The organism is Pseudomonas sp. 20-5 (assembly GCF_056782835.1).
On record NZ_CM165584.1, the window covers coordinates 2808365 to 2831979 of the forward strand.

Genomic DNA, 23615 nt, shown 5'->3' on the forward strand with positions numbered 1-23615 from the left:
CGACACGACAAGAGGCCAGCGCCATGTTCAGCAAGCACGACCAGCTCCAGGGCTACGACGACGAACTGCTCGCCGCGATGGACGCCGAAGACCGGCGGCAGGAAGACCACATCGAACTGATCGCCTCGGAGAACTACGCCAGCAAGCGGGTCATGCAGGCGCAGGGCAGCGGCCTGACCAACAAGTATGCCGAGGGCTATCCGGGCAAGCGCTACTACGGCGGCTGCGAACACGTCGACAAGGTCGAGCGGCTGGCCATCGACCGCGCCAGGCAACTGTTCGGCGCCGCCTACGCCAACGTCCAGCCGCACTCCGGTTCCTCGGCCAACGCCGCGGTGTACCTGGCGCTGCTCAACGCCGGCGACACCATCCTCGGCATGAGCCTGGCCCACGGCGGCCATCTCACCCACGGCGCCAAGGTGTCCTCCTCCGGCAAGCTGTACAACGCCGTGCAGTACGGCCTGGACACCGCTACCGGGCTGATCGACTACGACGAAGTCGAGCGCCTGGCCGTGGAGCATAAGCCGAAGATGATCGTCGCCGGCTTCTCCGCCTACTCCAAGACCCTCGACTTCCCGCGCTTCCGCGCCATCGCCGACAAGGTCGGCGCGCTGCTGTTCGTCGACATGGCCCACGTCGCCGGGCTGGTCGCCGCCGGCCTCTACCCGAATCCGATCCCCTTCGCCGACGTGGTCACCACCACCACCCACAAGACCCTGCGCGGCCCGCGCGGCGGCCTGATCCTGGCGCGCGCCAACGAGGAGATCGAGAAGAAGCTCAACTCCGCGGTATTCCCTGGCGCCCAGGGCGGCCCGCTGATGCACGTGATCGCGGCCAAGGCGGTGTGCTTCAAGGAAGCGCTGGAGCCGGGCTTCAAGGACTACCAGGCGCAGGTGATCCGCAACGCCAAGGCGATGGCCGAGGTGTTCATCGGGCGCGGCTACGACGTGGTTTCCGGCGGCACCGACAACCACCTGATGCTGATCAGCCTGGTGCGCCAGGGGCTGACCGGCAAGGCCGCCGACGCGGCGCTCGGAGCGGCGCACATCACGGTGAACAAGAACGCTGTGCCGAACGATCCGCAGAGCCCGTTCGTCACCTCCGGCATCCGCATCGGCACCCCAGCGGTGACCACTCGCGGTTTCCGCGAGGGCGAGTGCCGAGAACTGGCCGGCTGGATCTGCGACATCCTCGACGATATCGACAATCCCGAGGTCGGCGAACGGGTCAGGGGCCAGGTCGGCGAATTCTGCCGGCACTTCCCGGTCTACGCTGATTGAACAGGAACGCCGCCGTGGTGGCGGCCAATCCGCAAGCGGAGACGAGCATGTCCCTGAGTGTCTTCGATCTGTTCAAGATCGGCATCGGGCCGTCCAGCTCCCACACCGTGGGGCCGATGCGTGCCGCCGCGCGCTTCGCCGAGGGGCTGAGGCGCGAGGGGTTGCTGGAGGCCACTGCCAGCGTCAAGGTCGAGCTGTACGGCTCGCTTGGCGCCACCGGCAAGGGCCACGGCAGCGACAAGGCGGTACTGCTCGGCCTGGAGGGCGAGCAGCCGGACAAGGTGGATACCGCCGCGATTCCCGCTCGGCTCGATGCCATCCGTTCCAGCGGCGAGCTGCGCCTGCTCGGCGAGCGGCCGATCCGCTTCGTCGAGAAGGAACACCTTGCGCTGATCCGCAAGCCGCTGGCCTACCATCCCAATGGCATGATCTTCCGTGCCTTCGACGCCGCCGGCCTGCAGGTCCGCAGCCGCGAGTACTACTCGGTGGGCGGCGGTTTCGTGGTCGACGACGAGGCCGCCGGCCTCGACCGCATCGTCGAGGACCGCACGCCGCTGGCGTTCCCCTTCAAGACCGCGCGGCAACTGCTCGACCATTGCGTCCGCGAAGGCCTGTCGATCAGCCAGTTGATGGCCGAGAACGAGAAGGCCTGGCGCCCCGCCGAGGAAACCCGTGCCGGCCTGCTGCGTATCTGGCAGGTGATGCAGGATTGCGTCGAGGCCGGCTGCCGCAACGAGGGCATCATGCCCGGCGGACTGAAGGTCAGGCGCCGTGCGGCGGCGCTCCACCGCCAGTTGTGCCAGCGGCCGGAGGCCGGTCTGCGCGACGCCCTCAGTGTGCTCGACTGGGTCAACCTCTACGCCCTGGCGGTGAACGAGGAGAATGCCAGCGGCGGCCGCGTGGTGACCGCGCCGACCAACGGCGCGGCGGGGATCATTCCGGCGGTTCTGCATTACTACGCGCGCTTCATCCCCGGGGCCGACGACGACGGCGTGGTGCGCTTCCTGCTCACCGCGGCGGCGATCGGCATCCTCTACAAGGAAAACGCCTCGATCTCCGGCGCCGAGGTCGGTTGCCAGGGCGAGGTCGGCGTGGCCTGCTCGATGGCTGCCGGAGCGCTCTGCGAAGTGCTCGGCGGTAGCGTGCAGCAGGTCGAGAACGCCGCCGAGATCGGCATGGAGCACAACCTCGGGCTGACCTGCGACCCGGTCGGCGGGCTGGTCCAGGTGCCCTGCATCGAACGCAACGCGATGGCTTCGGTGAAGGCGATCAATGCGGCGCGCATGGCCCTGCGCGGCGACGGCCAGCATTTCATCTCTCTCGACAAGGTCATCCGTACCATGCGCCAGACCGGCGCCGACATGAAAAGCAAATACAAGGAAACCGCGCGCGGCGGCCTCGCCGTGAACATCATCGAATGCTGAACCGCGCCGCTGCGCCGGCGCTTCTTTTTTCTTTCCCGACAATCGATCGCGGCTCTCCGGCAGACAGGAGGCCGGGATGCCATGGAGTGAAACATGACCGCAGAAACCCTCGCCAAGACGCCCCTGCACGCCCTGCACCTGGAACTGGGGGCGAAGATGGTGCCCTTCGCCGGCTATGACATGCCGGTGCAGTACCCGGCCGGGGTGCTCAAGGAGCACCTGCACACCCGCGAGCAGGCCGGTCTGTTCGATGTCTCGCACATGGGCCAGATCCGCCTGGTGGGCGCCGATGCGGCGCTGGCCCTGGAAAGCCTGGTGCCGGTGGACATCCTCGACCTGCCGGTGGGCCAGCAGCGCTACGCGTTGTTCACCGACGAGCGGGGAGGGATCCTCGACGACCTGATGGTGGCCAACCTCGGCGATTGCCTGCTGCTGGTGGTCAACGCCGCCTGCAAGCACCAGGACCTGGCGCACCTGCGTCGTCACCTGGAAGACCGTTGCAGCGTCGAGCCGCTGTTCGAGGAGCGTGCCTTGCTCGCCCTCCAGGGACCGGCGGCGGTGCGGGTGCTGGAGCGCCTGGCGCCGCAGGTGGCGCAGATGACCTTCATGCAGTTCGCCCGCGTCGAGCTGCTCGGCCAGGACTGCTACGTCAGCCGCTCCGGCTATACCGGTGAAGACGGCTACGAGATCTCCGTGCCCGCCGCCCATGCCGAGGCCCTGGCGCGGCGCCTGCTGGCCGAGCCGGAAGTGGCGCCGATCGGCCTCGGCGCGCGCGACTCGCTGCGCCTGGAAGCCGGCCTGTGCCTCTACGGCCACGACATGGACAGCGCCACCACGCCGGTCGAAGCCAGCCTCGGCTGGGCCATTTCCAAGGCGCGCCGCGCCGACGGCGTGCGCGCCGGCGGCTTCCCCGGCGCCGAGCGGATCTTTGCCCAGCAGGCGCAGGGCGTTGCCAGCAAGCGCGTCGGTTTCCTGCCGCAGGGGCGGATGCCGGTGCGCGAGGGCGCCGAGATCGTCGATGCCCAGGGGCGGGCGATCGGCAAGGTCAGCAGCGGCGGTTTCGGTCCGAGTCTCAACGCGCCGCTGGCCATGGGCTACGTGCCGAGCGAGCTGGCCGGCCTGGGCAGCGAGGTGACGGCGATGGTGCGCGGCAAGCCGGTGACCCTGGTGGTCAGCAAGATGCCCTTCGTGGCGCAGCGCTACTACCGCGGTTGAGCACTGGCCCTCTCTCGCCTCGGCGGGAGAGGGCGGCGACCGGCCTCACGGGTGTTTCGGCCGCTGCCGTTGCAGGCCCAGCTTCTTGGCCCGGTGGAATACCGCTGCGCGGGTCTTGCCGGTCTGCTGCGCGCACCATAGCGAGCCGCGCTGCTGGTAGTGCTGGCGCAACAGATCTTCCTCGGACTTGCTCCAGATCGCATTGTTGCGGTCGCGCCCGCTGTGCGGGGAAAGCTCCTCGGCCTTGCTGGCGACACTCTGGTAGCTGCGGCCGAGCATGTAGGCGCACCAGGCCAGGCTGCGCTTGCTGCCATGGCGGCGGATGAACTCGACTTCTTCGCTGGACCAGGCGGCCGGTGCCTTCGGCGGCGCCTTGCGGTCCAGCGAGCGGGCGAGGGCGGCGCGGGCGCGCGCCACCGCCTGGTCGCCGGGATTGTTGCGGCGGGTCACGCCGAGGGCGCGGCGCCAGCGCCCCACCAGGCTCGGACTGAAACCCCACCAGAACTGCACCGACTCGGCGCATTCGGTACGTACCGCGCGCAGCAGGTCGCCGCAGAGAATCGGCGAAGGGCGGCCGCTGCGCTTGCGCGTCGGCCAGCGGAACAGGCCGTCGGTGAAGCCGCCGACCTCCACGGCGCCTTCCAGCTCGTCGACCAGCCAGTCGCCGGGGATCACCAGTGGGCTGGTGTAGGGCGCGCCGAGCAGCAGGTGGTTGATGGTAGCGACAGAGGTAGGGGTGTCTGCAGTCATGGGACGATCCTTGCTGATACCGGGCCAGCTGGGCTGGCCATATCCCTGAGAGCGGCGTCGCTGCGGCGTGGCGGGCGACGGCGCGTTCGCTTCCCGTGGTTCGGGCGGTCTTCCGGCGGAGGGCGACTGCCTGTCGCGCCTCCTTGGGAACGGGCTGGAAGCCATGCTCATGGGCGGGCTCCACGATAGATGCGCCAGGCCAGCCGGCCGAGACGGGCGGCGATCGCCGCATCCACCTCGATGCGCGGCAGGTCCAGCGGGTCGCAACGGGTATCCACCAGGCCATTGCGCGCGCCGAAGGCGAAGCGGTAGCCAAGCCGACCGAGGGCGGCGCGCAGGCCGGGTTGCGCGGCGGGTGTGGTGCGAGCTTGGCAGAACACCGGCAGGGGGGCGGCGCAATGCTGCTGGAGCTGGCGGTGGGCGCGGCCGAGACAGTCCTCGGCGCAAAGGCCTGCCGATGGGTGCGGCTCCTGTCCGCGCAGGCCGAAGCGAAGCAGGCCGCTGTTTTCCAGGCGGCGGACCCGCTCCCAGTCGCCAGCGCTGTACGGTGCGGGAACCGGGCAGGCCGCGTGCAAGGCCTGCTGCGAGGCCGGGTCGAGGCGTTCCAGCTTGCGCAGGAGGAGGTCGAGGTTGCGGCTGCGACGCTGGTCGTCGCCGGTGCGTTCGAACACCGCCATGAGTGCCGCGCCGCTGTAACCCTCCAGCAGTTCCAGCAAGGGTCCGGCGGCAGTCGCATCGGCCTGCCAGAGCGTCTCGGCCACCGCTTCGCGCCAACTGCGCGGGTCACCGCCGATGAAGGCGCTCGCCGGCATTTCGTAGCGTTCCAGCAGCGGATAGACCTGCTCGGCCAGTTCCGCAGGGTTGCCGTCGACGCTCAGGGCGATCCGCAGGCAGGCTGGAGCGGGGCCTTCGAGCAGGTGTTCCAGGGGCACGCAGAGGAAGTGCCGCTGTAGCCATAGCAACAGGGTTTCCAGATCCTGACGATCGAGGCAGTGGCCTTGCCGGTGCGGCAGGGTCGCGCGCCGGCGATCCGCGACTACCGGTCCCAGGCGCAGCACGATACCGTTCTGGCGCAGCCGGCGCTGGCCTACGGAGGAGTTCAGGAACGTCATCCCGATCAGGCTTCGCATGGCTTCCCCCGGCTCATCGACGATCCGTCACCGGCGATCGTTCCCTGCGCGCGGCAGGGCTTTCGCCAGCCTGTCCGGAGGCTGTGCCATGGACTCCGGCCCCGGCAGTCGATTCGGTCATGGGCGAGCCTCCTGGGGTAATCCGCACAAACGTTTGCTGCGACCACGCAATGCGTGGCTCGAACCGGGGCTTGGCGAGGCCCCGGCGGTTGTTCGATAAGGACTGCATGGCACCGGATAACGCTACAAAGGATCGATATGATTCTTTTTTGACGCTATCACAGTCGATGGTCGGATTATTGACGCTCTGCCGCTGTTATAAAACCGTCAGGCTATGCGAAAAGGCCTGCCGGCTACGCGTCGAGGCCCGGAATGGCGTGCCTTTGCGGGGGAGATGAGGGCTCCGGTAGGCCTATGCGGATTGGTTATAAGAAATCCGATTTGAATGAGAATTGCCGACGAATGGTCGTTTGCACGGATGTCCGGTGGTTTTTCCCGGCTGCTTAGAACCTTTCGATTGGTTAGGTGTTGCCCAGGGTGCTGCACACAGACTCTCGTCTTCCAGTCAAGAGCCTTGGGATGCAGACTGTTTTTCAAATCATGACAACTTCTTAACGCGCATTGTTATAAAGTTGCGGGCGTTTGCGCCGGCCTGGCCGGTACCTTCGAGTTTTGCCTGGAGTGAAGATGAGAGTCGACCTGGACGCCGAGGGCGTCGCCGCCGAATCGCTGCCGCGTTTCCAGCAGGCGCCCCGGCAGTTGCGCCAGCTGTGGCGATGGGCAGCGGCCAGCGTCGCCTTGGCCGCCGCCTGCGCCGTGCTGGGGTTCTTCATCGGCCTGTTCGCCGCCGACTCGCTCTGGCCGCCGCTGCTGTACAACCTCGGCGCGGCCTGGCTGGTCCTGTTCGCCGGTCTGCACGCGGCCTACCGGGTCGCGGCCTGGCGTTGCGTGGTCCTCGGCGCGGAGGCCAGCGCGCGGCCTGCCTGGCTGCGCTGGCAGCGGGACGAACCCGACGCCACCGCCGACAGCGCCTATGAACGGCTGCTGGAGCGCCTGGGCCAGGCCATCGCCCACGGCCTGGCCCAGCTCGGGCACGCTGCGCTGTGGCTGGCGGCGAGCGCGGCGCTGGCGTTGTGCCTGGTAGCCGCCGGCTGGCGTCTCGACCTGCCGCCGGCCAGTTCCGGGCAAGCGGCCGACCTCGCCATCGGTATCTGCCTGCTGCTGGCCTTCGCGGTGCTGGTGCTGGAACGTCGCCTCGCCAGCCAAGGGCCGGCGCAGTGGCCGGAAGCCCCGGTCCTCGGGCAACTGGCGCGGGCGTTGATCGGTACCCTGGTGCTGGCCGCCCTCTGTCTGTTCCTGGCTCGCCAGGGACACCCCTGGGCCCCGCGCCTGGCGGTACTGCTCGGCCTGTTGCCGGCGGCGCTGGCGCTGGAGTTGCTGGGCAGGGCGATCCTGGCGATGTTCGCGCCGCAGCGTGCCGGCCTCGAACCGCGCCTGGTCGCCACCAGCCTGCTGGCCGACCTGTTGCGCTGGCCGCCGCGTCCCCTGCAGCGTCTGCAGCATGAGTTGCACCAGCGCTTCGGCATCGACCTGCGCCAGGTCTGGGCCTTCGGTTTCATGCGGCGGGCGTTCCTGCCGGTGCTGGCAGTGGTGTCGCTGAGCGGCTGGCTGCTCAGCGGCGTACGCGAGATCGGCATGGATGCACGGGGTGTCTACGAGCGCTTCGGCAAGCCGGTCGCGGTGCTCGGCCCCGGCCTGCACCTGGGGCTGCCCTGGCCGCTGGGGCGGGTGTTGGCGGTGGAGAACGGGGTGGTCCACGAGTTGGCCACCAGCGTCGCCGCCGGCGACGGCGGAGCCGAGCCGCTCGCGCCCGCCGAAGGTCCGGCCCCGGATAGCGCCAACCGCTTGTGGGACGCCTCCCACGTCAGCGAGAAATCGCAGGTCATCGCCAGCCTGGCCGACCATCGGCAGAGCTTCCAGATCGTCAACATGGACGTGCGCATCGTCTACCGCATCGCTCTCGATGACGCATCGGCGCTGGCGGCGACCTACCGCAGCGCCGACGTGCCGACGCTGGTGCGCAGCACCGCCAGCCGCGTACTGGTGCATGCCTTCGCCTCGCGGACCCTCGATGAGGTCCTCGGCGAGCAGCGCGCGGGCCTGGCCGAGCAGATCGGCCAGGCCGTGCAGGCCGATCTCGACCGCCTCGGCAGCGGCGTCGAGGTACTGGGCGCGGCGGTCGAGGCGATCCATCCGCCGGCCGGTGCGGCGAACGCCTACCACGCGGTGCAGGCCGCGCAGATCACCGCCCAGGCGCTGATCGCCCGCGAGCGCGGGCAGGCCGCCGCGCAGCGCAACGAGGCGCAACTACAGGCCAGCGTGGCGCACGACCGGGCCAGCGCGCAGGCCCGCGAGACCCTGGCCGCCGCGCAGGCCGCCGACCGGCGTTTCGCCGCCGAGCGGGAAGGCTATGCCGACGCCGGCCAGGCTTTCCTGCTGGAGGCCTACTACCGCCAACTCGGACGCGGCCTGGGCAAGGCCAACCTGCTGCTCATCGACCACCGCATCGCCGGCGCCGGCGCGCCGACCATCGACCTGCGCAGCTTCGGCCTCGGCCGCCTGGATTCCCCGTCTTCGTCCCGTCCGTCCGCCGCTCCGGCGTCCGCGGCCGGGCAATCCGCACCATGAGGAGAGCGCTCTTGAGCCTCGGTCACTCCCACTCGCACAGCCACCACGAGCATCATCACGATCACGATCACGATCACGATCACGGCCATGGCGCACAGGCCGCGTCGCCCTGGCGCCGGCTGCTGGTCGCCGCGCTGCTGGTGCTGTTCGCCGTCGCCGCCGCTTGCCTGGTGCAGGTACGTTCCGGCGAGGCGATGGTCATCACCCGTTTCGGCAACCCGGCGCGGGTCCTGCTCGAACCGGGCCTGGCCTGGCGCCTGCCGTTGCCGTTCGAGAGCGCGATCCCGGTCGACCTGCGCCTGCGCACCACCTCCAGCGGCCTGCAGGACGTCGGCACCCGCGATGGCCTGCGGATCATCGTCCAGGCCTACGTGGCCTGGCAGGTCCAGGGCGACGCCGACAACGTGCAGCGCTTCATGCGCGCGGTGCGCAACCAGCCGGACGAGGCTGCCCGGCAGTTGCGCACCTTCGTCGGCTCGGCGCTGGAAACCACCGCCAGCGCCTATGACCTGGCCGACCTGGTGAATACCGAGGCGTCGCGGGTGCGTATCGGCGACTTCGAAGCGCGCCTGCGCGAACAGATCGACCATCAGTTGCTGGCGACCTACGGGGTCAAGGTGGTGCAGGTCGGCATCGAGCGCCTGACCCTGCCCAAGGTGACCCTCGGCGCCACCGTCGACCGCATGCGCGCCGAGCGCGAGACCATCGCCACCGAGCGTACCGCCGAGGGCCGTCGCCAGGCCGCGGAGATCCGTTCGGCGGCGGAGCGCGACGCCCGGGTGATCCAGGCCGAGGCTTCGGTGAAAGCCGCGGAGATCGAGGCCCAGGCACGGGTCGAGGCGGCGCGCATCTACGGCAAGGCCTACGCCGGTTCGCCGCAGCTATACAACCTGCTGCGCTCGCTGGACACCCTCGGCACCATCGTCAACGGCGATACCCGGCTGGTCTTGCGCACCGATGCCGCACCGTTCCGCGTGCTGGTCGACGGGCCGCCGGCGCTCCCCGCCGAAGCGCCGGCCAACGGGCGCCGGCCATGAGCGGCGAAGCGCGCGAGGGGCTGCGCAGCCCCTGGCTGCAGGCCGGACGCCTGGCGTTCCTCGCACTGTTCGGCGTGACCCTCCTGGCGGCGCTGGCCTGGGCGTTTTCCAACGTCCGCCAGATCGGCCCGGAGAACCGCGCCGTAGTGCTGCGCCTGGGCGCGCTGGAGCGCCTGGCCGGTCCCGGCCTGCTGCTGGCCTGGCCGCAGCCGCTGGAGCAGGTGGTGCTGCTGCCGTCCGCCGAACAGGTGATCGAACGCCGCGTCGAGGGCCTGCTGCGTTCCGAGCAGGCGCGTCGCGCCGACCTCGACGTCAGCCTGTCCAGCGACGCGCTGGCCGGCTCCGGCTACCTGCTGACCGGCGACGCCGGGGTGGTGCAACTGGACGTGCGGGTGTTCTACAAGGTCGACGACCCGTACGCCTACGTCCTCCAGGGCGCCCACGTGCTGCCGGCGCTGGACCGGCTGGTGGCGCGCAACGCCGTGCAGGTCTGCGCCGCGCGCGACCTGGACACCATCCTGGTGGCGCGCCCGGAGTTGCTCGGCAACGACAGCGCGGTCGCCGAGCGCCGCGAACGCCTGCGCGGCGACCTGGTGCAGGGCATCAACCACAGCCTGGCGGCGTTGGCCGCGGCCGGCAGCGGGCTGGGCATCCAGGTGGTGCGGGTCGACGTGCAGTCGAGCCTGCCGCGCAATGCGGTAAGCGCCTTCAACGCGGTGCTGACCGCCAGCCAACTGGCCGAGCAGAACGTCGCCAAGGCGCGCACCGAGGCGGAGAAACTCACCCAGGCCGCCACCGAAGGGGCCGACCGCACCCTGCAGCTCGCCCGCGCCGAGGCCGGCGAACGGCTGGCCCAGGCGCGCCGCGACACCGCCAGCATCGTTGGCCTGGCCCCGGCGCTGGGCGCGACCGATCCCGGCCTGCTCTGGCGCCTGTACCGCGAACGGGTGCCGGCGATCCTCGGCAAGGCCGGTTCGGTCGGCAGCGTCGATCCGCGCGACGATGGCCGCCTGATTCTGCAAGGCGGGCAGCCATGAGCCGCTGCCCGACGGTGCCCTTCGCGGGCTGTGAAACAATGGACGGACAAGCGAACGTGAAACGGCTACCCTGCGTCGGCATCAACCTTCGGTACGCGCTTCCGCCAGCGGAACGCGGCGCCGAGTCGAACAACCAGGCGAACGGGACGGGCAATGACGGCAGGCGGTATTCCATTCACGGGCAACGGTGCGCGGCTATCACCCGGCAGGGCCCTGCTGTGCGGGCTGGCGCTGTTGCTGTGCGGCGGCGAGGCGCTGGCGCGGCAGTTGCCGAGCGACATGCTGGTGGGCTTCGTGGCCAGCGCGCAGTACCCGGTCATCACCCTGAAGAAGCCCAAGCAGAGCCTGCTGCGCAGCGTGCTCACCCTGGGGCTGGGGAAGAAGACCGTCAGCTATTCGGTGGCGCCGTCGGTGCGCATCCGCACGGCGCAGAACCTGTTCATCGTCTATGGCCGCATGCCCCAGCTCAAGGGCAGTTTCGTCGGCCTGAAGAGCGACAACAACGGGCAGGTCAAGCAGATCTGGGAGCTCACCGAGAAGGAAGCCCTGGACTACGTACGCCGGCCGGACGCGCGCTTCCCGCAATAGCCGCCGCGGCTCGCCCCGGGAGGTGCGCATGAGCGAGCCGACCGCCCACGGCAGCCATGGCGGCTGCGCGCATCACCATCATCACCTGCCGTTCGGCGGCGGCCTGCTCAGCCGCGACGAGCAGCGCCGCGCCGCGCGCCAGCTGAGCCTGGCGATGCTCGCCCTCGGCCTGTTGCTGCTCGGCCTGGCCTGGCGCTGGCTGGCGGCGGACCAGGCCGGGGTCAGCCAGATCCTGCTCGGCGGCGCGTCGCTGCTGGTGGCGCTTCCGGTGGCCCGCTCGGCCTGGGACAGCCTGCGGCATCCGAGCCTGCACGGCGTCACCGACCAGTTGATCGCGCTGGCCATGCTCGGCGCCTGGGCCAGCGGCGACCTGCTGACCGCCGCGCTGCTGCCGATCATCATGATCTTCGGCCACGTGCTGGAGGAGCGCAGCGTGATCGGCTCCCAGGAGGCCATCGCCGCCCTCGGCGAGCTGACCCGCAGCCATGCCCGGCGGATCGAGGCCGACGGCAGCCTGAGCGAGGTGGACAACGCCAGCCTGCGAGCGGGCGACCAGGTGGAAGTGCGCGCCGGCGACCGGGTTCCGGCCGACGGGCGGGTCCTGCAGGGCCAGGCCAGTCTCGACACCGCGCCGATCACCGGCGAGTCGGTGCCGCTCGAGGTGGCGCCGGGGATGGAGGTCTACGGCGGCGCGATCAACCTCGACGGCCTGCTGCGCATCGAGATAACCCGTACCGGCGAGGCCTCGACCCTGGGCAAGGTGATCGGCCTGATGCAGCAGGCCGAGCGCGCCAAGCCGCCGATCACCCGCCTGCTGGAGCGCTACGCCGGGCAGTACATGTTGCTGGTGTTGCTGATCGCCGCGGTCACCTGGTTCGTCACCAACGATGCCCAGGCCATGCTCGCCGTGCTGGTCGCCGCCTGTCCCTGCGCCCTGGTGCTGTCCGCCCCGGCCACGGCTATCGCCGGGATCGCCGTGGCCGCCCGTCATGGCATCCTGATCCGCAGCTCGGCCTTCCTCGAGGAACTGGCGGACCTGACTTCGCTGGTGGTCGACAAGACCGGCACCCTGACCCATGGCAGCCTGCGCCTGCAGGCGCTGCGCCTGGCCGATGCCGCCGAGGAGGCGTCGGTGCTGCGCCTGGCCGCCAGCCTCGGTGCCGCCAGCAGCCATCCGGTGAGCCGAGCGCTGGCAGCCCTGGCGGCGCACGATGCCTATCATCCATTGAGCGATATTCGCGAACGCCAGGGGTTCGGCGTGGTCGCACGAACAGCGGCGGGCGAAGCCGCCCTCGGCCGGCCCGAACTGTTCCAGCAACTGGGCATCGACGCCAGCGAGGTGCCGGAGCATGAGGGACCGATCGCCGGAATCGCCCTGGACGGGCGCTTCCTCGGCTGGCTGCTGCTGGCCGACAGCGTACGCGCGGAGGCCGCCGAGGCCCTGGCCGATCTGCGCGAACTGGGTCTGGGCCGGCAACTGTTGCTGACCGGCGATCGCCGGGCGGTGGCCGACGCCGTGGCCAAGCAGGTGGGGATTCGCCAACTGGTGGCGCAGGCGTTGCCGGAGGACAAGCTGCGCCAGGTCGGCGCGGAGATCGGCAGCGGTTTCCGGCCGATGGTGGTCGGCGACGGCATCAACGATTCGCTGGCGCTGAAGGCCGGTGTGGTCGGGGTGGCAATGGGCGCCGGCGGCGCCGACATCGCCCTGGCCTCGGCGGATATCGTGCTGATCGGCAGCGACCTGCGCCGGCTCGGCACCTGCGTGCGGCTCAGCCGGCAATGCCGGCGGACCCTGCAGGTCAACGTGGCGATCGGCCTCGGCTGGACCCTGGCGATCGTCGCCGCGGCAGCCTTCGGCCTGCTCGGCGCGGCCGGGGCGATGGTCGCGGCGCTGCTGCACAACCTCAGCACCTTGCTGGTGCTGGGCAATGCCGGACGCCTGCTGCGTTTCGAGGAGCCCCTCGGGCAGCCCCGGCCGGCCGTGGAGGGACGCGAAGAGGAGGGTACACCGTGAGGCAGGCGCAAACGCGACGCAACGGCTGGCGCTGGCTGGCCCTGGCGGTCGGCACGCTGTCCGCGCTGAGCCTGGCCGAGGCGTCGATGGCGCGCTGGCCGGCGGGCTGGCAGGTCAGCGACCTGCCCGCCGCGCAGCCCGGCCAGGCCGGCGCCGGCCAGCGCCAGCGCGCGGTCAAGTTGCAGGCAGACGGCTCCCAGGCACTGGTGATGGAGGTGACGCGGATGCCCCTGCAGAGCGGGCAGGCAGTGAACCTGGAGAAAGTCCTCGGGCACATGCGCAAGCTGGTGCAGATCGAGTTCCTGCGCAACGGCCTGCAGACCGCCTGCACCTCGCCGCAGCCGTCCACCACCGGCGGGCTGGCGGCGCTGGAGACCACCTGCACCATTCGCCAGCGCGGCGCCGTGGTGATGAAGCAGACCTTGCTCGCCGCGGCCGGCAAGACCTCGGCCTATTCGCTGTCCTATGCCGGCCTGGCCGAGGCCTACGACGCCAGCCAGGCAGAAATCCGTGCGGTGCGGGAAAGCCTGCGCTTCGAATGAGCGAAATCGGACGCGGTCGGGGCGGGGGCTGGAGTGTCGGCGGATAACGCCTGCGGCGCTATTCGCCCTACGGAGGGTTGCATTGGGGTAGGGCGGATAACCGCTTGCGGTTATCCGCCTTGCGTCTGTCGCGGATCATTTCTTCCCGGCGTTCTGCAGGATCTGCAGGGCCTGGGTGGTGGCGGTGATGCAGCCCTTGGTGTCGCCGCTGGCCTGGTCCTGCCTGGCCTTGGCCTGGAGTTCCTTGACCTCGGTGACCCGCGCACCGGTGACCGAGGTCTTGCCGCGCACGGCGAGGATATCGTCCAGCTTCTGCAGGTTGGCGCCGCACAGGTCGGTGCTTTCGGCGGCTTGGGCGGTGCCGCCGAGCAGGGCGGCGGCGATGAGCAGGGTACGCACGATCATGGCAGTTCTCCTTTGTGGGCCGGGTGGCCGGACGGGGGAGAGACGACAGGCTCCTGGGAGTCTTCTCCGCATGCCCAGTATCTGACCGGAGCCTCGCGGGAATGGTTCGGTCGCTCAGCCGTTGCCCCAGGGCGGGATCGACAGCGCCTGCTGGAGATGCTGGATGAACGCCTTGACCTTCGGCGACATCGCCGCCGCCCGCGAATACATCGCGTAGATCACGTCGTCGAGTGGGCGCAGGCCGGGCGCGGCGTCCACCAGGCGGCCGTTCTTGAGGTCCTCGGCGACGATGAACAGCGGCAGCAACGCCAGTCCCTGGCCGCGCAGGGCGGCGTCGCGCATGGCCTGGCCGTTGTTGCTGCTGAAGCGTCCGCGTGGCGAGACGGCACGGGGCTTGGCGCCGGGGAACGCCGGTTCGAAGGTCCAGACCTGGCTCGGCGTGGCGTTGTTGTAGCCCAGGCACTCGTGCTGCATCAGTTGTTCGAGGGTGTCCAGCGTGCCGTGGCGTTCCGCGTAGTCGGGGCTGCAGCAGACCACCCGCTGGCTGTTGGCCAGCGGCCGGGCGATCAGCGAACTGTCGTCCAGGCGGGTGACGCGGATGCTCAGGTCGTAGCCTTCCTTCTCGAAGTCGGTGAGGCGGTCGTCCATCTGCAGGACGATCTCCAGGCGCGGGTGCTGGCTCATGAAGTCGGCGATGATTGGCGACAGCCAGAGGGTGCCGAAGCTCATCGGGGTGACGATGCGCAATTCGCCGCACAGGTCGTTCTCGCGCAGGGCGACGATCTCCGCGGCGTTGTTGAGTTCCTGCAGCGAGGCCTTGGCGGCCTTGTAGAAGAAATGCCCGGCCTCGGTCGGCTCGACGTTGCGCGTGGTGCGATAGAGCAGGCGGACGCCGAGGCGTCGTTCGAGATCGCTGACACGCTTGCTGATCACCGACTTGGACAGGCTCATGCGCTCGGCCGCCGACGTCACGCTGTTGAGTTCGGCGACGTTGAGGAAGGCTTCGATATCGTCGAAACGCAGGCTCATCGGTGGGCCCACGATACAGTGGCAATCGCTCGACGCATTCTCGGCTCCTCCTGGTCGTTTTCCTTGGGCTTTCTATCCGCTTGATTCGCAAGCTAAATCGATCCAGCCTTGAGCAAGCTTACCCAATCGAAAGGCGCCGCAGCGTTCGTTCTCAGCGAAAACGGTTTTCGCCTGGACGCGCTACCGGGAAGGCCGTCGGGGCTTTTACCCTGTAGCCGCGACTCGTCGCTCCGTGGCCGACCGCACCTGCCCGCCCCCGTAGGCGGCCACGGATTTCCTTGCGCCTTCTAGACTGGAAGCGAACCCGCCGCATGAACCCCGAACGAGAAACCAGCATGTCGAGTCGCTTCATCGCCGCCTGGTCCGCGGCCAACCGTTGCCTGGAGGTGCGGGGCCGGGCATGGAAGGGCTGAAATTCTACGCCCGCTTGCTCTGGCGGCCGCCGCGGGAAACCCTGCTGTTCGCCCTGCGCACCGTCGCCACCGGGCTGCTGACCCTGTACCTGGCCTTCCTCTTCGACCTGGAGCAGCCGAAGTGGGCGCTGATGACCGTGGTCATCGTCAGCCAGCCGCTGGCCGGGATGGCTCTCAAGCGCAGTTTCGCCCAGGTCCTCGGTACCTTCGCTGGCGCCGTGGTGGCGGTGCTGATCATGGCGCTGTTCGCCCAGCAACCGTTGCCGTTCTTCGTCGCCCTGGGACTCTGGCTGGCGCTCTGCACCGCCGGCGGCACCTTGCTGCGCTACACCGACTCGCACGCCTTCGTGCTCAGCGGCTTCACCGCGGTGATCGTCGCCGTGCTGTCGATTCCCGATCCGGAAAACACCTTCATGCTCGCCGTGGTGCGGGTCACCGAGACCCTGCTGGGCGTCGCCTGCGTGGCCCTGGTCAGCCTGCTCAGCGCGCGACCGCAGGCGGTGGCGAAGGGCTACTTCGCCCAGGTCGACGGCCTGATCCGCAGTACCGCGCGGCACGCCGCGGCGGTGATCCGCGGCGACGAGGGCGACGAGTCGTTCAACCAGCGGCAGATGCAACTGGTCGCCAGCATCACCGCGCTGGACGGCCTGCGCCGGCACCTCTATTTCGACGCGCCGAACCTGCGCCGCGCCGATGGCCTGGTGCAGTTGCTGGGTAACCTGCTGGTGCTGATGGCCTCGCGGCTGTTGCTGCTGCGCCAGCATCGCCTGCTGGTGCGGGCGCACTGGGTCGGGCCGTTGCCGGCGGATATCCAGGCACTGCTGGATCGTGCGTTGCGGGTGCTGGACGCGCTGGCCGAGCAGGGGCGGGCGGTACCCTCCGAGGTGCTGGAGGAGTTCCAGGCGGTGCGCCAGGCCTTCGATGCCGCGGCGACGCGCGCGGAGTCCTACGACGAGGCGCTGAGCCCGGCGCTGCGCCCGCAGGTGGCGATCCTGCGCTGGGAATACGCGCGGCTGTTCCAGCGCCTGGGCGAAGTGCTCGAACTCAACGATGCGATCCAGTCCGGCCGCCAGGCCAGCAGTTTTTACCGCCGTGGCCAGGCGCAGGCGCTGCACCTGGACTGGGCGCTGGCCTCGATGAACGCCGTGCGCGCTTTCGTCGCCTTGTCCTGCGCCGCCTGGCTGTGGATCACCAGCGCCTGGAACGGCGCCCTCAGCAGCCTGCTGCTGGTCGGCGTGATGTGCTCGCTGATGGCGACCTTCCCGCGTCCGCTGCTGGCGGCGCAGAACTTCCTGCGCGGACTGCTGCTGGCGATCCTGATCTCGGCGGCGCTGCTGTTCGTGCTGTTACCGGCATCCGCCGAATTCGAGTGGCTGGCGTTGTGGATGGCGTTGCTGCTGTACGTGGTCGCGGTCGGCCTGAGCAGCCCGCTGAGCGCCGGGATCGCCATGGGTATCGGCCTGGAGACCCTGCTGATGGTGGCGCCGCAGAATATCGCGGTCTACTACAGCAACGCTTCGCAGTGGTTCGAGTTCGTCGGCGGCTTCCTCGCCGCGGCGGTCCTCGCCGTGCTGGTGTTCGCCCTGGTCTATCCGTTCCGCGCCGGCCCGCGCCTGCGCCGGCTGCTCTACCTGTCGCGCCAGGACGTCGCGGAAATGTCGCGTTGCGAGGCCAGCGAGGCGCAGCGCTTTGCCTTCGAGACGCGGATGATCGATCGCCTGGCGGTGATGGTCGGCCTGCTGCCGGCGAGCCAGGAGCCGGCTGCGGCGGAACGTTTCCAGTGCGCCCTGGGCTGCGTGGTGATGGGCGTGGCGTTAAACCGCCTGCGCGAGCCGCTGCATGACGCCGGGGTGGTACCGCTGGAGTTGCAGCCGCTGCTGGGCGAGGCGCTGCGCGAGGTCGCCGCCTACATAGCCGGCGGCGCGGACGCCCCGCGGCAGGACCTCGCCCTGGCCGCCCTGCGGCGTTTCGGCCGGGGCCTGGAGGCCTTGCTGGCGCAGCCGTCGAAGGACCTCGGGGCGACGCGGCAGCGCTTCATCATGAATGTCGCGGTACTGATCCTGCAGCAGTCGCTGCAACGCTATCGGACGCTGCTGGAGGAGGACCGCGGCGCACCGGCGGTCGTCGAAGAACCAGAAGAGGAGGGCGGACATGCCCGCTGATGTCGAGGTCGGGGGCGCCTACCTGCCGCCGATCGCCCAGGCGCTGCTGCTGGCCTGGCTGATCCTGCTGCTGCTCAACCCGCTGTTGCGGCGCTTCGGCGTGTTGCAGCGGGTCTGGCACGAAGCGCTGTTCCAGGGCGCGTTGTACTGCGCGATCTGCGCCGGTCTGATCCTGTGGATGGGAGAGATGTCCCGATGAACCTGTTGCAAGGCAAATGGCCGCGCCTGGCCACCCTGCTGGCGGTGCTGGTGGCGGCGGCGCTGGTGTTCCTCGCCTGGGAACGCTACACCCGCACGCCCTGGACCCGTGACGCGCGGGTCCGTGCCGATGTGGTGACGCTGTCGGCGGACGTTTCCGGGCTGATCACCCGGTTGCCGCTGAGCGACAACCAGCCCGTGGAGAAGGGCGAGCTGCTGCTCAGCATCGATCCGGCGCGCTATGAACTGGCGGTGCTGCGCGCCGAGCGCGCGGTGAACGTGGCGCGGGCGGCGCTGGGCGAGTCGCGCGCGGCGATCGAGGCCAGCCAGGCCCAGTTGCGCCAGCGCCGCAGCGAGGCGCAGCGGCGCTCGGCATTGCAGAAGCGCTCGATGCTATCGGTGGAAGAGAACGAAAAGGCCCAGACCGACGTCAGCCTGGCCCAGGCCGAGTTGCTGAGGAACCAGGCCAGCCTCGGCCTGGCCCAGGCCAACGTGGAGCTTGCCGAAGCCGCCTTGCAGCAGGCCCGTCTCGACCTCGAACGTACCCAGGTGCGCGCCCCGGTCAGCGGCTACGTGACCAACCTGCAGACCCGCGAGGGCGACTACGCCCACGCCGGGGTGCCATTGCTGGCGCTGGTGGACCGCGATTCGTTCTATGTCAGCGGATACTTCGAGGAGACCAAGTTGCCGGGCATCCACGTCGGCAGCCGGGCGCGGGTGGAACTGATGAGCGGCGAGCGCTTCGACGGGCGCGTGCAGAGCATCGCCCATGCCATCACCGACCGGGAGAATGCCGAGGGCTCGCGCCTGCTGGCGAACATCAACCCGAGCTATACCTGGGTCAAGCTGGCCCAGCGAATTCCGGTGCGCATCGCCATCGATCCCGCCTATCGCCAGCGCAACACCTTGCGCGCCGGCGTGACCGCGACCATCCGGGTGCTGCCCGCGGAGGACACCGCGAAAGTCGATTCCGCGGCGCCCGGGACTGCCTTGCGGCCTTGAGTCAGGCCGAACCGGTCAGTCTGTGCCGGTCATGGCTCAGGGTTGTTCGCGGACGATTTCCGCCAGGTGCAGGATCAATCGCTCGTCAGCCTGGTTGCCGCTCTGCTGGCGGAATTGCCTGGCCTCCTCGCGGGCGCGCTGGAAGGCCGCATCGACGCTGGCCTGGCCATGGCTGTCGCGAATCCACAGGTAGAGGCCCATGACCAGGCTCTGCAGGGTGGCCAGGTCGCTGCTCTGGGCGTTCAGCGCATCGATGAGTTGCTGTTTGGAAAACGCTTGCATGGTCGATCTCCGATCAATGGCGCCGCAAGGGCGCGGTTCGCCCCGGCGGTCGCCGGGGTGCGCGGAGCATGTGGAAAGTGCGGAGAGGCTGGCCAGCTTAGGCCAAGTCATTCAAATGATTAGGGAATTTTCTGACTTTCAGTGACCTTTCGACTGTTTTCGACGGCGGGCGATCGCTACGTTTTCATCGAACCGTCACCAAACCGTCATGAAGACGCGCCTAGCATTCGCGGTATTTCGGCATGACGTGGAGAGCAGCGCATGGACTCCTATGGCGATACCTCGGGCCGCATCGGTCGCGACTGGCTCGATCGACACGACGAAGAGCTGGAGCAGGAACTGCTCGACGACGAGCTGAACCTGGACGAGCTGTTCGGTCCCGAGCAGGAGGATGCGCCCGGCGAATTGAGTCGGCGCCGCTATTTCCGCGAACTGTTCCGCCTGCAACGGGAACTGGTGAAACTGCAGAACTGGGTGGTGCACACCGGGCACAAGGTGGTGATTCTCTTCGAGGGGCGCGACGCGGCGGGCAAGGGCGGTGTGATCAAGCGCATCACTCAGCGCCTCAACCCGCGGGTCTGCCGGGTCGCCGCGCTGCCCGCGCCGAACGACCGCGAGCAGACCCAGTGGTATTTCCAGCGCTACGTCTCGCACCTGCCGGCCGGTGGCGAGATCGTCCTGTTCGACCGCAGCTGGTACAACCGCGCCGGGGTCGAGCGGGTCATGGGTTTCTGCAACGACGAACAATACGAGGAATTCTTCCGCAGTGTGCCGGAGTTCGAAAAGATGCTGGCGCGCTCGGGCATCCAGTTGCTCAAGTACTGGTTCTCCATCTCCGACGCCGAGCAGCACCTGCGCTTCCTCAGCCGTATCCACGATCCGCTCAAGCAGTGGAAGCTCAGCCCGATGGACCTGGAGTCGCGGCGGCGCTGGGAGGCCTACACCAAGGCCAAGGAAACCATGCTCGAACGCACCCACATCCCCGAGGCGCCCTGGTGGGTGGTACAGGCCGACGACAAGAAGCGCGCGCGGCTGAATTGCATCCACCACCTGTTGCAGCAGATGCCCTACCGGGAAGTTCCGCAGCCGCCGGTACACCTGCCGGAGCGCCTGCGCCACGCCGATTACGTCAGGCATCCGACGCCCGGTGAGATCATCGTGCCGGAAGTCTACTGAGCCAGTGGGCGCCGCGTACTTCGCTCACTCGGGTTCTTCCTTGTTCCTCCGGCCGCGCCTCTGGATGACGCTGGCGCCTCGACGCGCGCGTTGCCGCCTGGCTCGCGCGCGCTTAAATTTCCTCCTTCACATGACGTTCCTCTGAGAACAACTCCGTGTCTCGAGTCCGATCATGCCCCTGTTGAATTCCCTGACTGTATTGCCGTTGCCTGGCGGGCAGCGTTTGAGTGGCGACGAAACCGATAGCCGGCTCAGCCTTGCCCTGGATGGTGCGTTGCTGTTGCGCCTGCGCCTGGAGCGCACAGACACGGAAATACGGCTGGCGGTGGAGGAGCTTCCCGGCGGCGATGCCGAGCATGCGTTGTGGGCTGCCAGCTACTGGCTGTTCGCCCGCGATCCGGATTGCCAGCGGCTCGTCTGGTCGCTGTCCTGGGAACCCGAAGAGTCCCTGGCGAAGGGGATGCTGACAGGAGCCGCCGCAGCGGGCACCTATGTCTGCGAGAGGGGCCGGTTCTGGCAGTTGCCATGGCCCTGGCTGCCGCTTGCCCAGCCGTGCTATCCCCAGTCGATGCAACTTACCGATGGAAAGCGTCATCCGCTGCGCCGGCCGAAGCCCAGGGGAGAGGTCTACCGGCGCTTCGATGCGCGATTGGGATGCTGGATATCCTTGCGTACCCTGGACATCGAGAGGGACCTGGAGCGTTTTCATCGCTGGCAGAACTCGCCCAGGGTGGCGGAGTTCTGGCAGGAAGATGGAAGCCTGGAACAACATCGCGAGCGTTTGCGCCAGCTCGAGGCGGATCCTCATGCACTGGGGCTCATCGGCTGTTTCGACGATGAGCCCTTCGCCTATTTCGAGGCCTACTGGGCGAAGGAGGATCGCATCGCGCCGTTCTACGTGGCCGAAGACTACGACCGCGGGATCCACATGCTGGTCGGCGAGGAGGCCCACCGGGGTCCGCACAAGGTCGCCTGCTGGCTATCGGCACTGGTCCACTACCTGTTTCTCGACGACCCGCGCTCGCAGCGAGTGGTGGCGGAACCGCGCGCAGATAACGCGCGGATGATCGGTCACATGCACAACCTGTGCTTCCACTGCGAGAAGGAGTTCGACTTTCCGCACAAGCGGGCGGCGCTGATGATCATCGGCCGCGAACGGTTCTTCGAGCGCTGTCGTCTGGCCTGACGGGGCGGGAAGAAGCTCGAGGCGTCCGGCGGACGCCAATAGAGAAACGGGCAGGCGCAATGCCTGCCCCTGTGTCTCAGCGACGCGCGCTCAGGTTCGCCAGATTGTCGCCCTGGCGCTCGGCGGTGACCTTGCGGCAGTGCACCAGGGCGTCGCGGATCATGAAGTTGACCAGGGTCGGCGAGACGCCCAGTTCCTTGGCGATGTCCTTCTGTGGCACGCCGTGCAGGCGGTACATCTCGAAGGCGTAGCGGGTGCGCTTGGGCAGCTCGGTGAGGGCATCCGCGATGTGTTCGAGGGTCGCGTAGTTGATGTGCGAGGTTTCCGGCGAGGCGCCCTGGATCACCACGTTCAGGCCTTCTTCCTCCGGCCCCGAGTATTTCTGTTCGAGCGCCTGCTTGCGGTAGTGATCGATGGCCAGGTTGCGGACGATCTGGAACAGGTAGCTGAGCTGTGCCTTGAACGACGAAGTGATCTGCGGCGCCGACTGGAGCCTGAAGAACGCATCCTGGACCACATCTTCGGCTCGCGAGCGGCAACCGGTAATGCGGGCGGCGATCTTCACCAGGATCGTACGGTTATCGACGAATGCCTGGAGGAGCGGGGTATCGCATCTGCGGGTAGACAGTTGTTCCGACATGGAAATCACCTTGCTGCGGAGGGGGCTGCAGAGCACTGGCGGTGGGGTAAGACCCACACATGGCGCAACAAATTATGTTGAATGATAATGATTGTCAATTACGAAGAAATAACCAATCTCACCTTTATTCGTGAATGGTCCGCATGCTGGCAAATAGCCGCTGCGAATGATGGAGGGGAGAAATTCTTCGGCGTTTCAGAAGGATGGCCGCGCCAATGTTGCAGTCATGCGTCGCAGACGAAATTTTTTTAATAATCTTTAGGAATCAGCTAGTTAGAAATCGGTATTGAATGCCTCGCCGCTCCTGCCGGCGTTCCGCGCAAGAACTGCGCTAAGGCGCTGCGACAACCGTTCCCGGCTGCTCCATGGCGTACATCGCTATCACCGATGCGGCGATAGCGCCGGGCACAACCCATCAGAATGGATAGGGGTTGGCGTCCTTTCGCGCAATGCTCCGCGGTTGCCCGGAGATTGCGGTTACATGCGCTAATTATTTGCCGTTGTTATCCGTTCCCCTCTGTGACAGCGCGGGCAGGTGCCCGGCGCCCCGGCGTGCGCAGCAGGAGACGGAAATGCCGATCGATCATGGGAAAGCGCTCTGCCCCGGACGAGGGCCACGACAGCGGCGCAAGGAGGTCGGCAGGTGAGCCCGGCCGTTTCCCTGCAATTGTTCTGCCTGCCTTATTCGGGGGCCAGCGCCACGCTGTTCCGCCGCTGGCAGCCCAGCCTGCCGGGCTGGATCCGCTTGCTGCCCCTGGAATTGCCGGGGCGCGGTCTTCGCTTCGGCGAGGCCCTGCATACCGATGCCGCCAGCCTGGTCGCGCAATTGGCCGGCGAGCTGCAAGGCACCCTCGATAGCGCTTCTCCCTACGCCTTCTTCGGCCACAGCCTGGGCGGGCTGCTGGCCTTCGAACTGGCCCATGCCATGCGTCGGCGCGGCCTCGAAGGGCCGCTGGCGCTATTCCTCTCCGGCGTATCCCCGCCCGCCGAAAACGATGTCAGCGGCTACCGGCGCGCCAAGGCCGACGCCGAACTGGTCGCCGCGTTGCGCGACTACCGGGGTACTCCGGAGGCCGTCCTCAACGATCCGTCGCTGATGCAGATGCTGTTGCCAGTGGTGCGAGCGGACTTTCTCGTCACCGGCAGCTACCGCTACCAGGCGCATGGGCCGCTGGACGCGGCGCTGCACCTGTTCGGCGGACGCGAGGACAGCCTGCGCAGCGCCGAGTTGCTCGGCTGGCTGCATGAGGCCGGGGGCGACTTCACCCTCGACCTGCTCGACGGGCAGCACTTTTTCATCCGTGAACAGCAGGGGCAGTTGCTGCGCCTGCTGCGTCGCTACGCCGGCCAGCATCTGCTGCGCTGGCACAAGGACAAGGTCCGGGGAAGCATGCGCGCCGCCAGTTGAGGGGCGGCC

General features: G+C 68.4%; 21 protein-coding genes. 15 read left to right on the plus strand and 6 right to left on the minus strand.

Going from position 1 to position 23615, the window contains the following annotated elements; genetic code table 11:
* Window positions 1-23 precede the first annotated feature (23 nt).
* The 3 genes from glyA to gcvT all read left to right on the plus strand — a co-directional run bounded on the left by glyA (window position 24) and on the right by gcvT (window position 3919).
* A complete protein-coding gene (gene glyA, locus AC1RB9_RS13145) occupies window positions 24-1280 on the plus strand; it encodes a serine hydroxymethyltransferase (protein ID WP_003451143.1) in 1257 nt (418 codons plus the stop codon).
* Window positions 1281-1327: 47 nt separating this feature from the next.
* Complete coding sequence (locus AC1RB9_RS13150; RefSeq protein ID WP_003106759.1) at window positions 1328-2704, plus strand: L-serine ammonia-lyase; 1377 nt, start codon at window positions 1328-1330, stop codon at window positions 2702-2704.
* A 93-nt stretch (window positions 2705-2797) separates the two neighbouring features.
* Window positions 2798-3919 carry a glycine cleavage system aminomethyltransferase GcvT gene (gene gcvT, locus AC1RB9_RS13155; RefSeq protein WP_003451142.1) on the plus strand — a complete coding sequence of 374 codons (1122 nt, stop codon included), beginning with the start codon at window positions 2798-2800 and terminating at the stop codon, window positions 3917-3919.
* Between the two features lie 45 nt (window positions 3920-3964).
* Here the strand turns inward: gcvT and AC1RB9_RS13160 are convergent, their stop codons facing one another.
* Window positions 3965-4840, minus strand: coding sequence for a hypothetical protein (locus AC1RB9_RS13160; protein ID WP_004349942.1), 876 nt, complete (start codon window positions 4838-4840; stop codon window positions 3965-3967).
* Window positions 4837-5799, minus strand: a complete 963-nt coding sequence (locus AC1RB9_RS13165) for a polysaccharide deacetylase family protein (RefSeq protein WP_003451136.1) — start codon at window positions 5797-5799, stop codon at window positions 4837-4839. Before AC1RB9_RS13165 ends, AC1RB9_RS13160 begins: the two co-directional genes overlap by 4 nt.
* Before the next feature lie 687 nt (window positions 5800-6486).
* Here AC1RB9_RS13165 and hflK point away from each other — a divergent pair.
* The 6 genes from hflK (at window position 6487) to AC1RB9_RS13195 (ending at window position 13705) form a co-directional block, all read left to right on the plus strand.
* The gene (gene hflK / locus AC1RB9_RS13170) at window positions 6487-8487 is read left to right on the plus strand and encodes a protease modulator HflK (RefSeq protein ID WP_003113078.1); all 2001 of its coding nucleotides are present in this window, start codon (window positions 6487-6489) and stop codon (window positions 8485-8487) included.
* An 11-nt stretch (window positions 8488-8498) separates the two neighbouring features.
* Window positions 8499-9524, plus strand: a complete 1026-nt coding sequence (hflC, locus tag AC1RB9_RS13175) for a protease modulator HflC (RefSeq protein ID WP_003113077.1) — start codon at window positions 8499-8501, stop codon at window positions 9522-9524.
* Window positions 9521-10561: an SPFH domain-containing protein gene (locus AC1RB9_RS13180; RefSeq protein ID WP_003122375.1), complete on the plus strand. Its 1041-nt coding sequence runs from the start codon at window positions 9521-9523 to the stop codon at window positions 10559-10561. The genes hflC and AC1RB9_RS13180 overlap by 4 nt, the downstream gene beginning before the upstream one ends.
* Window positions 10562-10714: 153 nt before the next feature.
* Complete coding sequence (locus AC1RB9_RS13185; protein ID WP_003089693.1) at window positions 10715-11149, plus strand: hypothetical protein; 435 nt, start codon at window positions 10715-10717, stop codon at window positions 11147-11149.
* Window positions 11150-11177: 28 nt separating this feature from the next.
* Window positions 11178-13163 carry a cation-translocating P-type ATPase gene (locus AC1RB9_RS13190; protein ID WP_003122374.1) on the plus strand — a complete coding sequence of 662 codons (1986 nt, stop codon included), beginning with the start codon at window positions 11178-11180 and terminating at the stop codon, window positions 13161-13163.
* A complete protein-coding gene (locus AC1RB9_RS13195) occupies window positions 13160-13705 on the plus strand; it encodes a DUF4946 domain-containing protein (RefSeq protein WP_003102966.1) in 546 nt (181 codons plus the stop codon). Before AC1RB9_RS13190 ends, AC1RB9_RS13195 begins: the two co-directional genes overlap by 4 nt.
* Window positions 13706-13840: 135 nt before the next feature.
* Here the strand turns inward: AC1RB9_RS13195 and AC1RB9_RS13200 are convergent, their stop codons facing one another.
* Entirely contained in the window at window positions 13841-14110 is a 270-nt protein-coding gene (locus AC1RB9_RS13200; protein ID WP_003089681.1) for a hypothetical protein, read from the minus strand.
* Window positions 14111-14224: 114 nt separating this feature from the next.
* Entirely contained in the window at window positions 14225-15139 is a 915-nt protein-coding gene (locus tag AC1RB9_RS13205) for a LysR family transcriptional regulator (protein ID WP_003089677.1), read from the minus strand.
* A 400-nt stretch (window positions 15140-15539) separates the two neighbouring features.
* Between AC1RB9_RS13205 and AC1RB9_RS13210 the strand changes: the two genes are divergently transcribed.
* The 3 genes from AC1RB9_RS13210 to AC1RB9_RS13220 are packed head-to-tail and all read left to right on the plus strand — an operon-like array spanning window position 15540 to window position 18914.
* Complete coding sequence (locus AC1RB9_RS13210; RefSeq protein ID WP_003451113.1) at window positions 15540-17714, plus strand: FUSC family protein; 2175 nt, start codon at window positions 15540-15542, stop codon at window positions 17712-17714.
* Window positions 17704-17913, plus strand: coding sequence for a DUF1656 domain-containing protein (locus AC1RB9_RS13215; protein ID WP_003116901.1), 210 nt, complete (start codon window positions 17704-17706; stop codon window positions 17911-17913). The genes AC1RB9_RS13210 and AC1RB9_RS13215 overlap by 11 nt, the downstream gene beginning before the upstream one ends.
* Window positions 17910-18914, plus strand: coding sequence for an HlyD family secretion protein (locus AC1RB9_RS13220; RefSeq protein ID WP_003113071.1), 1005 nt, complete (start codon window positions 17910-17912; stop codon window positions 18912-18914). Before AC1RB9_RS13215 ends, AC1RB9_RS13220 begins: the two co-directional genes overlap by 4 nt.
* A gap of 36 nt (window positions 18915-18950) precedes the next feature.
* Here the strand turns inward: AC1RB9_RS13220 and AC1RB9_RS13225 are convergent, their stop codons facing one another.
* Entirely contained in the window at window positions 18951-19196 is a 246-nt protein-coding gene (locus AC1RB9_RS13225; RefSeq protein WP_003113070.1) for a hypothetical protein, read from the minus strand.
* 261 nt (window positions 19197-19457) lie between these two features.
* On the opposite strand from AC1RB9_RS13225, the gene ppk2 reads away from it, so the two are divergent.
* Window positions 19458-20372, plus strand: a complete 915-nt coding sequence (gene ppk2, locus AC1RB9_RS13230; protein ID WP_003089666.1) for a polyphosphate kinase 2 — start codon at window positions 19458-19460, stop codon at window positions 20370-20372.
* A 172-nt stretch (window positions 20373-20544) separates the two neighbouring features.
* Window positions 20545-21558: a GNAT family N-acetyltransferase gene (locus tag AC1RB9_RS13235; protein WP_003116903.1), complete on the plus strand. Its 1014-nt coding sequence runs from the start codon at window positions 20545-20547 to the stop codon at window positions 21556-21558.
* Between the two features lie 76 nt (window positions 21559-21634).
* Here the strand turns inward: AC1RB9_RS13235 and pvdS are convergent, their stop codons facing one another.
* Complete coding sequence (gene pvdS / locus AC1RB9_RS13240; RefSeq protein WP_003116904.1) at window positions 21635-22198, minus strand: pyoverdine signaling pathway sigma factor PvdS; 564 nt, start codon at window positions 22196-22198, stop codon at window positions 21635-21637.
* Between the two features lie 643 nt (window positions 22199-22841).
* On the opposite strand from pvdS, the gene pvdG reads away from it, so the two are divergent.
* A complete protein-coding gene (gene pvdG / locus AC1RB9_RS13245; protein WP_003116905.1) occupies window positions 22842-23606 on the plus strand; it encodes a pyoverdine biosynthesis thioesterase PvdG in 765 nt (254 codons plus the stop codon).
* The last annotated feature ends 9 nt before the right edge of the window (window positions 23607-23615 follow it).

Coding starts and splice junctions, on each gene's coding strand:
- glyA (WP_003451143.1), top strand. CDS start 24: ATGTTCAGCAAGCACGACCAGCTCCAGGGCTACGACGACGAACTGCTC.
- AC1RB9_RS13150 (WP_003106759.1), top strand. CDS start 1,328: ATGTCCCTGAGTGTCTTCGATCTGTTCAAGATCGGCATCGGGCCGTCC.
- gcvT (WP_003451142.1), top strand. CDS start 2,798: ATGACCGCAGAAACCCTCGCCAAGACGCCCCTGCACGCCCTGCACCTG.
- AC1RB9_RS13160 (WP_004349942.1), bottom strand. CDS start 4,840: ATGAGCATGGCTTCCAGCCCGTTCCCAAGGAGGCGCGACAGGCAGTCG.
- AC1RB9_RS13165 (WP_003451136.1), bottom strand. CDS start 5,799: ATGCGAAGCCTGATCGGGATGACGTTCCTGAACTCCTCCGTAGGCCAG.
- hflK (WP_003113078.1), top strand. CDS start 6,487: ATGAGAGTCGACCTGGACGCCGAGGGCGTCGCCGCCGAATCGCTGCCG.
- AC1RB9_RS13180 (WP_003122375.1), top strand. CDS start 9,521: ATGAGCGGCGAAGCGCGCGAGGGGCTGCGCAGCCCCTGGCTGCAGGCC.
- AC1RB9_RS13185 (WP_003089693.1), top strand. CDS start 10,715: ATGACGGCAGGCGGTATTCCATTCACGGGCAACGGTGCGCGGCTATCA.
- AC1RB9_RS13190 (WP_003122374.1), top strand. CDS start 11,178: ATGAGCGAGCCGACCGCCCACGGCAGCCATGGCGGCTGCGCGCATCAC.
- AC1RB9_RS13200 (WP_003089681.1), bottom strand. CDS start 14,110: ATGATCGTGCGTACCCTGCTCATCGCCGCCGCCCTGCTCGGCGGCACC.
- AC1RB9_RS13205 (WP_003089677.1), bottom strand. CDS start 15,139: ATGAGCCTGCGTTTCGACGATATCGAAGCCTTCCTCAACGTCGCCGAA.
- AC1RB9_RS13210 (WP_003451113.1), top strand. CDS start 15,540: ATGGAAGGGCTGAAATTCTACGCCCGCTTGCTCTGGCGGCCGCCGCGG.
- AC1RB9_RS13215 (WP_003116901.1), top strand. CDS start 17,704: ATGCCCGCTGATGTCGAGGTCGGGGGCGCCTACCTGCCGCCGATCGCC.
- AC1RB9_RS13220 (WP_003113071.1), top strand. CDS start 17,910: ATGAACCTGTTGCAAGGCAAATGGCCGCGCCTGGCCACCCTGCTGGCG.
- AC1RB9_RS13225 (WP_003113070.1), bottom strand. CDS start 19,196: ATGCAAGCGTTTTCCAAACAGCAACTCATCGATGCGCTGAACGCCCAG.
- ppk2 (WP_003089666.1), top strand. CDS start 19,458: ATGGACTCCTATGGCGATACCTCGGGCCGCATCGGTCGCGACTGGCTC.
- AC1RB9_RS13235 (WP_003116903.1), top strand. CDS start 20,545: ATGCCCCTGTTGAATTCCCTGACTGTATTGCCGTTGCCTGGCGGGCAG.
- pvdS (WP_003116904.1), bottom strand. CDS start 22,198: ATGTCGGAACAACTGTCTACCCGCAGATGCGATACCCCGCTCCTCCAG.